The following is a 13,627-nucleotide window of genomic DNA, read 5'->3' on the forward strand; positions in this document are numbered from 1 at the left end:
ATGACCGATACACCATGCCTTCCCATAAAGGATTCCGATTGGCCTGCAGCAATCGAGGACCTTCGGTCCGGCTTTGCCGGTGCTTTGAATGTCTATCGTACGATGGCGTACCATCCGGATCTCGTGCGGGCTTGGGCGCCTTTGCGCCAGCATATCGTGAAGGATAGTGCACTGGGTCTGGAGCGCTCAGAGCTGGTTATTCTGCGTTCAGCATATCGCATGGGGTCTGCTTACGAATGGGCGCATCATTTGAGCCGTGCGCGTGCGCTTGGAATGTCCGATGAGCGTATTGCTGCTATGCGATCCTCGCCTACCGGAGACGATGGTCTGATCGCAGAAGCGGTCGATTGTCTTTTCGATAAAAGGCGTCTGCCCCGCGATCTTGAAGAAAAGCTGGCCAGCCGAATTGGAAGAGCCGCGGTGTTCGATTTGCTCGCTACGGTTGGCTTTTACTCAGTTCTTGGTTACATCCTCATGACATATGAGACTCCGATTGATGAAGCCGTCGCCAGAGAAATTGAGATTGCACCACTTTAGGTAGATCTGATGGGATGGACGCCTCCGGCTACGTCAAGGCAGGCATAGTTCGAAAATGAAAAGGCATAGCACCGCGCCCGGCGTCGAGTTACGGAAATAGAAGACATGTTCCTGGTCAACCCACCGCGTTTCCAAGGTACCTGACATCTGTTTCCTCGGGTTTACCGTTCCAATCACGGCGTCGGTCCTGATTGATTTCAAGGGAGGGTTATTTTCCCTGAAAAAGAGCGCCCAGTGCCGGTAAAAGCGCGTAAATGTTCTTGACTGGCAATCAGGTGGGGGTGTCTGGGGAAAACGCCTGCTTCTCTAAATTACGACTAGTCCAAATTGTCTGTTTCCATTCCGGTCATTTAACGCTTTTCCTTAGCTTTACATCCAATCAGAGTGACGGCATTTTTGTCCTGATTGGGATCACTTGAACATGATATCGACGGGGGTCACGTTCTTGAGATCGATTTAGCTTCGGAATTGAGGCTGATTTGAATGTTCGTGCGTTAAATTCTAATCAGGTCTCGATTTCACAGCTGGGAGATATCATGGATGGTTGCGAAGGGCCGTCAGGAAATCCTGAACCGAAGCGCGCAACGGTTCGTTTCGCCGATGAAAGGCGACGATAGAGACCTCCGGCATATCGTTGATCGGCAGTGAAACCAGTCCCTGCATGGCGTAATCCTGCGCAGTCATCGCATCCACGACGCCGACTCCACCGCATGCACGAACCAGACTGCAAACAGTTCCGCAAAACGGCACAACGCATACAGGATCATAGTTTAGTCCTTGAGCGGCAAAGGCTGTGCGAATGGTGCCGCCCATGGGCGACCAGTCTGCATTGTAACAAACCAGCGGGTGTTTGGCGATAATCGCGCAGGTAAGTGACTTCAATCTAGCCAGTGGATGATCCGATTGAATGACTGCAACCAAAGGGGTCTGTCCGACAATATAGGAGTGAAATTCGGCCTTTGGCGGTAAAGCCATTTGTAAACCGATGTCAGCCTCCTCTTTGCGCAGGTCCTCTTCGGGTGTGTGAACCTTCAAAAGTAGGCGCTGTCTCCAGTCACGGTAACCTGCATTAAGAAGCACCGGTCCGATAAAACTTTCAACGAGTGCTGGCGTTGCAGAAATCGCCACTGGGCGGGACGCGCGATGACGCAAGGTGGATAATTCAGAGCGCACAAGGGTGTGCGTCGTGAAAATTGGCATCGAGAGCGCAAAAAGCTCATTTGCCTCGCGTGTCGGTTCAAGACGATTGCCGGTACGATGAAAAAGCGAGAAGCCGAGCCTGCTCTCCAGGCGCTTCAATTGTCCGCTCACACTGGGTTGAGATATTCCCAGCAAGCGCGCGGTTTCAATTGTCGTTCCAACGCGCATGAGCGTCCCGAACAGTTCCAGTTCACGCAAATCCATTATCAGCCTATTAATAAGAGATAGCAGATTTATTATTATCCATACGGGTGGTTGTTGTCTAATTTCTTTGTTGAAGAAGCGGTGGCTATAAAAAATAAGGGGATGCCGCTTCAATCACAGCAAATGGTGTAGGAGCACTTTCATGCTTTCCAGGCTCGGCCTAAAAGGCCTTTTTCTCGCCTCTGTCTTTTCGCTTTCCGCTCTCACGGCGCAAGCTGATCCACTGCGTGTCGCTATCGGTTTTGATCCCATCACACTTGATCCGATTGCAACCAGTGACAATGGTTCGATCTGGACCCAGCTGCTCATTTTCGACACGCTCGTTCGCCCGGACAAAACCGGCGAAAAGCTTGAGCCGGGCCTTGCAGAAAGCTGGACCGTTTCTCCGGATGGGCTGACGCTGAAGTTCAAGTTGCGGGATGCCAAGTTTTCTGACGGCACGCCGGTGACGGCCGAAGACGTGAAATTCTCTATTGAACGTGCTGCTTCCAAGGAATCCGGATGGGGTCGGTTCTATCGTCCGATCACAGGCTTTGAGATCGTCAGTCCGCATGAAATCACGATGAAGCTCGCCGAACCTTTTACGCCGGCCTTCAACAATCTGGGGCTTTTTGCCGCTGCGATTCTACCCAAGGCGCAGGTGGAAGCCAAGGGAGCGGCGTTCTTTGATGCGCCCGTTGGATCAGGTCCTTTCATGCTGAAGTCCTGGGTGCGGGGCTCGAAGGTGGAGCTGGCTAAGAATCCGCATTACTGGCAGCAGGGCAAGCCTTTCGTTGACGAGGCGCGTCTCGATGTCGTCACCGAACCATCTGCACGCGCCATCAAGCTTGAGGCGGGCGAAGTCGATGTGGCGCTCGATCCGCCCGTCAATCAACTAAAGGAGCTTGGCAATAAGGAAGGTATCAGTGTTGGCCAGACCATCCCTTATCGCGCCGACTTCGTGCAGCTCAACACCACACGCAAACCCTTTGATGATGAACGTGTGCGTCAGGCACTGAATTATGCGATTGACAAGAATGCACTGGTACAGGGCGTGCTTTATGGCGCTGGCAAGCCAGCTGCATCAGCCATGCCTGTCATGGCCTATGCCGATGCGAATCTAACGCCTTATCCTTATGACCTGGCCAAGGCAAAGGCGCTTTTGACTGATGCGGGTTACGCCGGCGGCTTTGAGGCCCAGCTTGTGGTCGACTCAGGCGCCGCAACCAGCCGCAATGCAGCTATTGCACTTCAGGCGATGCTGCAACAAATTGGTGTCAAGCTCAAGGTACAGATGCTGGAAGGCGGTACCCAGTGGGAAACGACCAAAGCGGGCAATTACGATATGTCGGTGTCCTACACCACCTCCGATACAATTGACCCCGATCAGATCATCGGTTTTGTCGCCGTTAATCCGGAACGCGCGAATGCCTACCACACCCAGTGGAAGAATGATCGTCTCAACGAGCTTTACGCGGAAGAGCGAAAGACCGCTGATGGGGAAAAGCGTGGTGCTATGTTTAAGGAAATGATCGGTATCCTGCATGACGGCGCACCGTATATTTTCCTCTATCATCCCGCGACAGCCTGGGCGGTGCGCAGCAACGTGAAGGGCTTTGAAGTGCTTCCCACTTCAAACTTCCGCCTTGAGGATGTGAAACTCGAAAAATGAGGTGAGCCATCGCCTCGCGATTCAGCGCCTGCGGGTCGATTAAGGATAGCAGGCGCGAATCCCGCCGCCTATCACGGTTACGGCATTTCCCAGAGCCATGCGGCCGGTCAATTCCGCAAGGTACGGCATTCTTAATGAAGTGAGCCATCGCCTTTTCGAGAGATACTTTCGAAGTCCGGGCGGTACGCCAAAATCGAACGCCAGCGAACGCAATGATTTTTTCCATTCTCAAACGTCTGCTGATGCTGATCCCGGTTCTGTTGGGGATTACACTGATCAGTTTTCTGCTTCTTCAGATAGTGCCGGGCGATCCGGCGTCCCATGCGATGGGAACCCGCGCCAGCCCTGAAGAATTGCAGGCCATGCGTGAACTCTGGGGACTCGATAAGCCGTTATGGGTCCAGTACATCTATTTTCTGCGTGATTGCCTGACGGGGAGTTTCGGGGTTTCGATCTTCCACAAGCAGCCAATCATCGCTCTGGTGATGGAGCGATTGCCCTTCACATTAGCAATCGTGGCTTATTCAACCATTATAGCGCTTCTGATCGCCCTCCCGTTCGCCATTGTCGCCGCGATTTATCGCGGCCGGTTCATCGACAACGTCATCCGTCAGGTGTTTGTGGCGCTCATTGCCATGCCGCCGTTTTGGCTTTGCTATATGCTGATTATCTGGCTAGCGCTTGGCATGGGCTGGTTCGCTACCGGTGGTGTCGGCACTGGCTTCTGGATCAACATAAACCGGCTTTTCCTGCCCTCTCTGGTTGTCGGTCTTTCAACCGCAGCCCTCATACAGCAGAGTCTGCGCGCTGCGCTCATAGACACGATGAAGGCTGATTATATCGACACGGCCCGCGCAAAAGGTCTTCGCCGTCCGGAAATCTTTCTGCGCCATGTGCTGCCAAACAGCCTTATCTCAACAATATCCATCATCGGCGTGCGGGTAAGCTGGATAGTCGGCGGCACCGTCGTGGTCGAGAAGATCTTCTCTGTACCCGGTCTTGGAAGCCTGTTGATCGATGCCATCGTTTCGCGCGATCTGCCCGTCATCCGCGGCCTGACCGTCTTCTTCGCAATCATGGTTGTGATTGTAAATTTGATTACTGACATCTGCTACGCGCTGGCCGATCCACGCGTCAGGATGGAGTAGACCATGTCCATTCCCGGCAAACTTCTGCACACCTGGTCCGGTGCAATTGGCCTGCTCATGCTGCTGATCACACTGGCCGCTACTGTCCTGACACCGATATTGTCACCTTACGATCCCTTCGCGCTCGATTTTGCGGGCGCGATGCAACCGCCGTCTGCGCTGCACTGGTTCGGCACCGATAATTTCGGGCGCGATATTTTTACCCGCATTCTGGCGGGCGCCGTATACGATCTGCGTCTGGCGCTGATCTGTGTCTTCGGTCCCATGATCATGGGTGTGATGATCGGTCTGATCGCAGGTTACTTCGGCGGGATTGTCGATGCGGTGCTGATGCGTATCACCGATATCGTCTGGGCTTTTCCATTCTATGTCCTCATCCTGGCTATAGTCGGGGTGCTTGGGCCCAGTGAAACCAATCTTTATATCGCCTTCTTCATCGTTAACTGGATCGGCTATGCGCGCATTGTGCGCGGTGAAACACTGCTTGTGTCGCGGCTGGAATATATCGACGCCACACGCGTTTTGCGATTTGGCAAGCTGCGTGTGATGCTGCGCCACATCATGCCCAATGTCGTCACGCCGGCGATTGTCTATTCAATGTCCGATGTCGTGCTCACCGTTCAGGCCGTGGCCGCCATGTCCTTTTTCGGCCTCGGTGTGCAGCCTCCCGCGCCGGAATGGGGCCTGCTGATCGTCGAAAGCATCGATTATATGCGCGAGGCGCCCTGGATGACCATTTTTCCGGGTCTCGCCATCGTCTGGATCGGCATTGCATTTTCGCTGCTTGGCGAAGGTCTGTCCACCACGCTGAAACCGAAGGGGTAAGTCATGAGCCTTCTTTCTGTCCGCGACCTCATGACCGAGTTTGGCAGCCCGTCGGGTGTCGTTCGTGCCGTCGATGGCATCAGCTTCGATGTCAATCCCGGTGAAATTTTTGGAATTGTGGGCGAATCCGGCTGTGGCAAGTCAGCCACCTGTCGCTCGATCCTGCGCCTTTTTGGTGGTGCCGCCGCGCGGGTCAGCGGCGGTCAGATACTGCTCGAGGGCGTCGGCGACCTCGTTCCGATGAAGGAAAGAGCACTCTCAAAGATCCGCGGAAGCGATGTCGCCTTCATTTTCCAGGATCCGCTGACGGCGCTCAATCCGACCATGCGTGTCGGCAAGCAGATCAGTGAAGTCATACGCCGCCACAGAAATGTCAGCAAAAAGGCAGCCCGCGAGGCGGCGCTGCAACTGTTGCGGGATGTCCATGTAACGTCGCCGGAGCGCCGACTTGACGCCTATCCGCACGAACTTTCAGGAGGCTTGCGTCAGCGGGTGGTTATCGCGATGGCTCTCGCGTTGCGCCCGCGTCTGATCATAGCCGATGAGCCTACCACTGCGCTCGATGTTACCGTACAGGATCAGATATTGCGGCTCCTCAAAGAACGTCGAGACAGCCTTGGTGCCTCAATCATCTTGGTCACCCACGATCTTGGGGTCGTCTCCCAGATCTGCGATCGTATGGCGGTGATGTATGCCGGGCGTATGGTGGAAACGGGCACGGTGCGCGACGTCCTGGACAAGCCTTCGCACCCCTATACGAAAGCGCTGCTCGCCGCGCTTCCGGGTCAAGCCGCTCGCGACCAGGAACTTGTTCCCATTCAGGGAGCTCCCCCAGGGCTCGTCAATCCGCCTGATGGTTGCCGCTTTGTGCCACGCTGTTTCCGTGCCCAACCTCGGTGCGCGATCGGACGCCCGCCGGCGCTGGAGTTACGTGGCGGCTCATCCTTCGGTCATCTCGATGCGTGCATTCTGAATGAGGTTGCCAATGTCAGTGCTTGATTTCCGGAAGATCGAAAAGAAGTTTCCCGTCAGGCGCAGCCTTCGCGATGTTATTGCCAACCGTCCGCCTGTCAGTCTGCATGCGGTGCGTGGCGTCGACCTTGGTATCGAGCAGGGAGAAATACTCGGCATCGTCGGAGAATCCGGATGTGGCAAGAGCACGCTCGCGCGCATAGGCGTCGGACTGCAGCCCGGCAGCGCAGGGGAGGTGGTGTTCAATGGCCGTCGGCTTGACGGGCCGGACCGTGATGGCCGTCTTCAGATGGTCTTTCAGGATCCCTATTCCTCGCTCAATCCACGCATGACAATTGGCGCGCAGCTGGAAGAAGTGATCTCCCATTATCACCGCAATATTCCTGCCGGCGAGCGTAGGCAGCGGGCGCTTGACGTACTCGGGGAAGTCAATCTGGTAGCCGAAACGGCGTTGAAATTTCCGCATGCTTTGTCCGGCGGACAAAGACAACGCGTCTCGGTGGCGCGGGCACTCTGCGCCAATCCGCAGGTTCTGTTTGCCGATGAACCGGTCTCGGCCCTTGATGCCTCTGTTCAGGCGCAGATCATCAATCTTATGAAACGGCTCAACAAAGATAAGGGTTTGACCATAGTCTTCATTTCCCATGACATGAATGTAATCCGCTATCTGTGTGATCGCGTTGCAGTCATGTATCTGGGTGAGATCGTTGAATTGCAGGACAGTGCCGCCCTATTTGCTTCTCCCCGTCATCCTTATACAAAGGCTTTGATTGCAGCTGTGCCCGATGTTCGCCGTCCGCAGGCAACAGGCGAGCCGGTCAGTGGTGAGATACCCGACCCCTTTGCCGTCCAGCCCGGTTGCCGTTTTGCGCCTCGTTGCCCGATTACCGAAGACATCTGCCACCAAAGCCAGCCCATGCAGCATCTTGTCAACGGCGGGCTGGTCCGCTGCTGGAAAGCTGAGCGCGCCTAAACCGTGAACGTCCTGATAGAAAGATCATCCAGTGTTCTTTGAAGATAATTCTGATTGGTCGCGCCGCTGTGAAGTCATCACCAGCTGCCTGACTGACACGTTTGCCGACCGCGGCCTGCGGGCCGACAATTTTGGTTTCGTCGCATTGCGTCAGAAAGGTCCCGGTGAAAAGCCGGATGGCTTTTCATATCGTGGCGACTGGCGCTGCTACCCCTGCAGTCTTGTCAAAGCATTTCATCTGGTCCATGTGCTCAACGCTATTGACCATGGCAATGTCGCCGATCATGAAGAACTGTCTCGCGCCATGCGTGACATGATCCTGTGGTCATCCAACACCGGAACCAATTATGTCATCGACATCATTACGGGTACGACCGGCGATACCATGTTGGAAGGCTCCCAGTTCAACGAATGGCGGGAAAAGCGCGAGCACCTCAACAGCTTCTTTTCCGGGCTCAACTGGCCAGAGTTCGAGGGTTGTAATATCACGCAGAAGCTGATGGACGATGTGCGCTATGGGCGTGAGGCTCAATATGCAGGGCTTGCGGGAGAAAATCTGAACGCGCTGACGCCGCTTGCCGCAGCGCGTCTGTTCAGCGCGCTTTTCTCCAGTCAGCTTCCGCTCTCAGCCGCTTCTGAAAACAGGGCAAAACAGACATTGCTACGTGACCGCAATAGTGCCGAAGCCAGACAGCCGCATTTTCAGGTTACCGAATTTCTTGGTGGCGGTATTCCTGCTGATGCGCAGATATGGAGTAAAGCGGGGAAGAATACCTGGACCGGTGATCCCAAAGCATCCTATTACAAACACGATCTGATCCGAATTGCCGTCACCGGAAAGTCTCCTGTCATCATCTGCCTGATGACACAGGGTAAAGAAATCTGCGAAGAATATCCGGAGGCATTTCCAGAGATTGGAGAGCTATTCTTTGAAACTCTCCTCAACGATTGACAGCCTCGACAACCTAGCGGAAAAATTTTTAACAGGCTATTGCTATGCTCAAAAAGCGAACAGTTTACCTCAATGGAAACTTCGTTCCCCAAGACGAGGCGAATATTTCTGTATTTGACCGCGGCTTCCTGTTTGCCGATGCTGTCTATGAAGTTGTGTCAGTCATTGATGGCAAAATTCTCGATTTTGACGGACATGCAGCCCGATTGGATCGCTCACTTTCCGAGCTGCGCATCCGTCAGCCGCTTCACCGCCAGACGCTTCTTGATATTTTGCGGCAACTGATCATAGAAAACCAGCTCGATCAGGGACTGGTCTATCTGCAGATATCCAGAGGAAACCCCGGCGACCGGGATTTTGCGTTTCCAGACGAAGCCGTTCAGCCGACAGTTGTGATGTTCACACAAGCGGTGTCCAATCTGATTGACGGGCCAAAGTCAAAGACAGGGGTCAAGGTGATTTCTGTGCCCGATCTACGGTGGGCGCGTCGTGATATCAAGACTGTGCAGCTGCTTTACCCCTCAATGGCAAAAATGTTGGCAAAGCAAGCAGGCGTAGATGATGCGTGGTTCGTTCAAGATGGTTTTGTTACCGAGGGCACTGCCAATAACGCGTATATCGTTAAGGACAACAAGGTGATTACCCGTGCACTGTCTAACGATATTCTGCATGGCATTACGCGAACCGCCCTTTTGCGCTATGTGGCTTGTACGACGCTGGAAATTGTTGAACGCAGTTTTACTATTAAGGAGGTGATGGAGGCTGACGAAGCGTTCATCACTGGCGCCTCGACATTTGTCACGCCCGTAATTGCAATCGATGGTGAATCGATTGGTACCGGGAAGCCAGGCCAAATTACACGCGACCTGCGCGCGCTTTATATTTCCGAGGCACGAAAAACCGCCATCTAGAAGGGATTTTGAGTCGGCCGCGATATCCAGAACCGTTGGACAAAGAATAGTATGTTCGGAACTAATGGCCACTACAAAGACGAAGGTTAATTCTATTTCTGACTGGCAATCAGTTCACCACCCCCAAGATTTGTACGAAATGATACCGTGTGAATCAAATCAATACCGATATATCGCTAACGCCCATGCCCTCACGGATGTGTCGAGAGAGTTCTTCAACAAATTTGTCCGGGTTTGTGGCAAGTGCAACTAACCGCGCGTGCCGGTCTGCTATTCCCGCAATATTCAGTTCATGTTTCTGGACATTCAGCATGGCCAGTTCAATCTGATCCTGTAATGCATGATACGACTCCAGAAGACGCCTGTGATCAGCGCATTCGATCAATATCTCATGAAAGCGACGGTCGGCCGCTGCCAGCGACTTGAGATCTCGGTTCTCGGCAGCCGATGCGATAGCAGGTATGGCCGCCGCTAAAGCGGAAGATGTATAACTTCTTTGAAGCGCTAAACGGGCTCCCATGACTTCAAGAGCCGTACGCAAGGTGGCCAGTTCGAAAATATCTCGTTCATTGAAGCTAACAACGATATAGGAACGGTTGGGTGATTTCTCGATCAATCCACCCCTCTCGATTAGCCTCAGGGCCTCACGCAGCGTTGCGCGGCTGACGCTGAGGTCTGATGCTATGCTCGATTCGCGTACCCTTTGTCCTGCTGGCAATTCCCCACTTAGAATTTTTCCTCGCAGACTGGTGGCTAAGATCTGCACCATGTCGCCGGTACGTCCTTGCGGATCGTTTTGCTCGTCTGAAGGCGTAAAATTATTAGACATGGCTCCATCTTTTCTATATGTGTCGACAATAAAATAAAAAGTGCCGACACTTTCATATCGGGAACTTAGAGGGAAATTGATTCCCATGGAGGGGAAATTATGGATGAACATACCGCTCGACAAGTGACACGCAACATAATGCCGCTGCTCGGGATTAGCTTTTTCGTATCAATTCTGGACCGCGTGAATGTTGGATTCGCGTCTCTAACAATGAACGCTGACATAGGCCTTTCGGCTGCAGCTTATGGTTTTGGCGCAGGTATCTTCTTTCTTGGCTACTTTGCATTCGAGATTCCTAGCAATCTCATTTTGCAGAAGGTCGGCGCGCGCCGATGGATAGCGCGTATCATGGTCACATGGGGCCTTCTTTCCATGTGCATGGCTTTGGTACAAGGCCCTTATTCCTTCTATGCGGTCCGTTTCCTTCTGGGTCTTGCCGAGGCCGGTTTTGTTCCCGGTGTCGTCTATTATATGAACCAGTGGTACACGAAACGTGAGATTGGCAGGGCAACCGCGATCTTTTTCGCGTTCGGGCCTATTGCGAATGCTGTTGGTGCACCGCTGTCAACAGCGTTGATCGAGGCCTTCGACTGGCGCTGGATGTTTATCATCGAGGGTATACCTGCCATCATCCTCGGTATTGTTGTCTTTCTGAGGTTACCTGATCGCGTTGAAGACGCAAAGTTTCTTAACAATAGCCAGAAAAGCGTACTGCGCGCACAGTTGCAGGCGGAAGGCAATTCTGCTGCAAAGCATGCCTCGCCACTGTCTGCATTAATGGATTTGCCTACACTTGCGCTCGCGCTCCAGTATTTCCTTATCCTGACAACTGGCTATGCGCTTAACATGTGGCTTCCGCAAATCGTTCGCGAACTGGGTGTTCAGACTTCGATGGTGGGCTGGGTGGTGGCTGTCCCCTATATAGCAGCCGCGCTCGCGATCTATTTCTGGAGCCGGTACACGAAATATACGGATGATCGCCTGTTTTACGTGCTCATCCCTTGTGCTCTTGGGGCATTGGGGTTTGTGATAGGTGCTCTGACGACAAATCCGCTGATTTCGATGTTCGCGTTCTGTTGTGTTGCGGCGGGCATTTATGCCGGCGGGAGTGCCTATTGGGCGCTGCCGCGGCCTGCTGTATCAGGCGCTGCGGCGGCGGCCGCGATCGCACTGGCGAACTCACTTGGAAATCTCGGCGGATTCACCGGTCCCTACCTGTTCGGGATCATTCGCGATACGACCGGTAATTATGAATATGCGCTTTTCGTCGCGGCTGCTTTTCTTCTGTCGGGAGGGCTCATGAGTTTCGTGAACATCCGGCTTGCACGGCGGCGTGAGGCGCTAATTGTTGCTGCCCGCTAAAACTGTGTGGAAGGAAAGAAATTTCAGTCTTCTAACGCTTTTAAAAGGAATGGATTCATGGAAAGTTTTCGTGCTCGCTGCAAGGCACGCTCACCGCTGATAGGAACGTTTTCCGCTATCCCCCATCCTGTCGCGGTCGAAGTGACGGCTGCCACCGGGCTTGATTTCGTCTGCATAGACTGGGAACATTCGCAGATCAGTCGTGAGCGTATTGAGGATCTGATCCGGGCTTGCGATGTTCACTCTGTGCCGGCTATGGTCCGGGTACCGGGTCATACACCGGAAGCGATTGCGGCTGTGCTTGATGCCGGTGCGCAAGGTGTTCTTGTGCCGCGCGTATCAACGGCTCACCAAGCACGGGCCGCAGTTCAGGCAACGCGCTATCCGCCGATCGGCGCTCGAGGGGTTGGACCTGGTCGCGCCGCGGCCTATGGCTATCGTATTCCAGACTATCTAACCGCAGCAAACGATGCCATCGCTTTGGCGATCCAGGTCGAAACGGCTGAAGGTCTGGCCAATATCGAAGAGATCTCAGAAGTTGATGGTGTCGATGTGATTTTCATAGGCCCCGGAGACCTGTCCGTTTCCATCGATGCGATGGGACCGAATGGTCGCGAAAAGCTTGTTGCTGCGATTGAAAAGATCACAAGAACAGCAATTTCTACGAACAAAGCCGTAGGCATTTTCCGCCCGGATACAAGCGACATAGCCGCTTGGTACGGGAAAGGAATCTCGTTCTATCTGCTCGCAAGCGATACGATGTTTCTCGGCGCTGCAATGGCTGGAGGCATATCGCAAACGCGAGCCGCGCTCACTGAAACGGAAAGGAAATCTGCATGAAGATCGTCAAGTGTGATGGCGTTCTCGCCGTTGAGCCGGAACAACATGCCTATCTTGCGGAGCTCGATGCGGCCTTCATAGAAAAGACACTTCTCAATGAAGAGGAGCTGATTGAGGAATGCTACGACGCAGATGCGTTGATGATCTTGCGGGAACCGGTGACTGAGCGTGTTTTGAAGGCGCTGCCAAAACTCAAAGTCATCGGTCGTTTTGGTGTAGGACTCGATTCCATTGATGTCGAGGCCTGTACACGGGCAGGAGTGCAGGTCACTTATGTGCCAGACTCCAATCTGGACGAGGTCAGCACTCACGCCGTGGCAATGATGTTGGCTCTCGCTCGTCGGCTGAAGCGCTACGACACTGCAGTGCGTGAAGGCCGATGGCAAGCTATGGTTGACGGCGAGGGGATTATTCGGCCATCGCATCAAACGCTCGGTTTGATCGGTTTTGGTCAAATCGGTCGTATGACGGCACGCAAGGCCTCAGCATTCGGGTATAAGATCATCGCTTACGATCCCTATATGGCTGCGGACCGCATTGCTGCGACCGGTGTGGAAGCAGCCACGTTCGAGGAAGTGATAACTCAATCCGATATTGTTTCGCTTCATGTTCCCGCCACGCCTGAAACACAGAATATCATCTCACGAGACGTGCTTGCACGAATGAAGAAGGGTGCGATCCTAGTCAACGTTTCCCGCGGCGGCCTTGTGGATGAAGGAGCGTTGGCTGACGCACTCCAATCGGCACACCTGTCTGGCGCCGGCATTGATACGCTGGTTCAGGAACCGGTAGGGATGGACAACCCGCTTCTGAGCGTGGAAAACCTCCTTCTTTCTCCACATGCTGCACATTATTCCAAGCAGTCTTATTCAGAGGTGAGAAACAAGGTATTCGCAGACGTAGTAGCCGTGTTGCGCAATCGGGCACCAAGGTACGGATTTAATTCAGTCCTTAAGAGGGATTGATCTCCTGGTCATGCTGCTTTCAGTAATGACGAGAACAATGGCCTTGGCGCCAACTATATCAGGTGGCAAGACATAGAGCCTCTTCCGCCTTGTGTGCGGAAGAGCATCTTGTTCTTATTTAACTATCAGCGGATCGCCCATTACGGGGGCAGCGGTTCATACCTTTTCAAGGCGTAGCGAATGCTTTAACGACAGTTGGTTTCTTGGCTGGATATCAGGTGACTGTCCGCTTGTCGTTTTATGCGGTCAAGCTGAGTC

The 13,627-nt window shown here is 53.7% G+C and carries 13 protein-coding genes; 11 read left to right on the top strand and 2 right to left on the bottom strand.

Annotated elements, in window-relative coordinates:
- Nucleotides 1–537, top strand: a complete 537-nt coding sequence (locus HWD97_RS19200) for a carboxymuconolactone decarboxylase family protein (RefSeq protein ID WP_109365757.1) — start codon at nt 1–3, stop codon at nt 535–537.
- A gap of 534 nt (nt 538–1,071) precedes the next feature.
- Here the strand turns inward: HWD97_RS19200 and HWD97_RS19205 are convergent.
- Nucleotides 1,072–1,941 carry a LysR family transcriptional regulator gene (locus tag HWD97_RS19205; protein ID WP_078340278.1) on the bottom strand — a complete coding sequence of 290 codons (870 nt, stop codon included), beginning with the start codon at nt 1,939–1,941 and terminating at the stop codon, nt 1,072–1,074.
- Between the two features lie 142 nt (nt 1,942–2,083).
- Here HWD97_RS19205 and HWD97_RS19210 point away from each other — a divergent pair, with 142 nt between their 5' ends.
- From HWD97_RS19210 to HWD97_RS19240, 7 genes are all read left to right on the top strand, one after another.
- Entirely contained in the window at nt 2,084–3,592 is a 1,509-nt protein-coding gene (locus HWD97_RS19210; RefSeq protein ID WP_371835457.1) for an ABC transporter substrate-binding protein, read from the top strand.
- A gap of 212 nt (nt 3,593–3,804) precedes the next feature.
- Nucleotides 3,805–4,740: an ABC transporter permease gene (locus HWD97_RS19215; protein ID WP_109365759.1), complete on the top strand. Its 936-nt coding sequence runs from the start codon at nt 3,805–3,807 to the stop codon at nt 4,738–4,740.
- A gap of 3 nt (nt 4,741–4,743) precedes the next feature.
- Nucleotides 4,744–5,565, top strand: a complete 822-nt coding sequence (locus HWD97_RS19220; RefSeq protein WP_011982799.1) for an ABC transporter permease — start codon at nt 4,744–4,746, stop codon at nt 5,563–5,565.
- 3 nt (nt 5,566–5,568) lie between these two features.
- Nucleotides 5,569–6,564 carry an ABC transporter ATP-binding protein gene (locus HWD97_RS19225; RefSeq protein ID WP_109365760.1) on the top strand — a complete coding sequence of 332 codons (996 nt, stop codon included), beginning with the start codon at nt 5,569–5,571 and terminating at the stop codon, nt 6,562–6,564.
- Nucleotides 6,551–7,510, top strand: coding sequence for an ABC transporter ATP-binding protein (locus HWD97_RS19230; protein ID WP_371835458.1), 960 nt, complete (start codon nt 6,551–6,553; stop codon nt 7,508–7,510). Before HWD97_RS19225 ends, HWD97_RS19230 begins: the two co-directional genes overlap by 14 nt.
- A 31-nt stretch (nt 7,511–7,541) precedes the next feature.
- The gene (locus tag HWD97_RS19235) at nt 7,542–8,462 is read left to right on the top strand and encodes a serine hydrolase (RefSeq protein WP_109365761.1); all 921 of its coding nucleotides are present in this window, start codon (nt 7,542–7,544) and stop codon (nt 8,460–8,462) included.
- Nucleotides 8,463–8,506: 44 nt separating this feature from the next.
- Nucleotides 8,507–9,373 carry a D-amino-acid transaminase gene (locus HWD97_RS19240; protein WP_109365762.1) on the top strand — a complete coding sequence of 289 codons (867 nt, stop codon included), beginning with the start codon at nt 8,507–8,509 and terminating at the stop codon, nt 9,371–9,373.
- Nucleotides 9,374–9,527: 154 nt separating this feature from the next.
- Here HWD97_RS19240 and HWD97_RS19245 read toward each other — a convergent pair whose 3' ends face one another.
- Nucleotides 9,528–10,202 carry a GntR family transcriptional regulator gene (locus tag HWD97_RS19245; RefSeq protein WP_181375961.1) on the bottom strand — a complete coding sequence of 225 codons (675 nt, stop codon included), beginning with the start codon at nt 10,200–10,202 and terminating at the stop codon, nt 9,528–9,530.
- Nucleotides 10,203–10,301: 99 nt separating this feature from the next.
- On the opposite strand from HWD97_RS19245, the gene HWD97_RS19250 reads away from it, so the two are divergent.
- Genes HWD97_RS19250 through HWD97_RS19260 form a run of 3 tightly spaced genes read left to right on the top strand, consistent with a single transcriptional unit; the run spans nt 10,302 to nt 13,369 of the window.
- Complete coding sequence (locus HWD97_RS19250; protein WP_109365763.1) at nt 10,302–11,564, top strand: MFS transporter; 1,263 nt, start codon at nt 10,302–10,304, stop codon at nt 11,562–11,564.
- A 57-nt stretch (nt 11,565–11,621) separates the two neighbouring features.
- Nucleotides 11,622–12,404: an HpcH/HpaI aldolase/citrate lyase family protein gene (locus HWD97_RS19255; RefSeq protein WP_109365764.1), complete on the top strand. Its 783-nt coding sequence runs from the start codon at nt 11,622–11,624 to the stop codon at nt 12,402–12,404.
- Complete coding sequence (locus HWD97_RS19260; RefSeq protein ID WP_109365765.1) at nt 12,401–13,369, top strand: C-terminal binding protein; 969 nt, start codon at nt 12,401–12,403, stop codon at nt 13,367–13,369. The genes HWD97_RS19255 and HWD97_RS19260 overlap by 4 nt, the downstream gene beginning before the upstream one ends.
- The last annotated feature ends 258 nt before the right edge of the window (nt 13,370–13,627 follow it).

It is taken from the genome of Ochrobactrum sp. C6C9, assembly GCF_022627935.1.
Classification (GTDB): Bacteria; Pseudomonadota; Alphaproteobacteria; order Rhizobiales; family Rhizobiaceae; genus Brucella; species Brucella teleogrylli.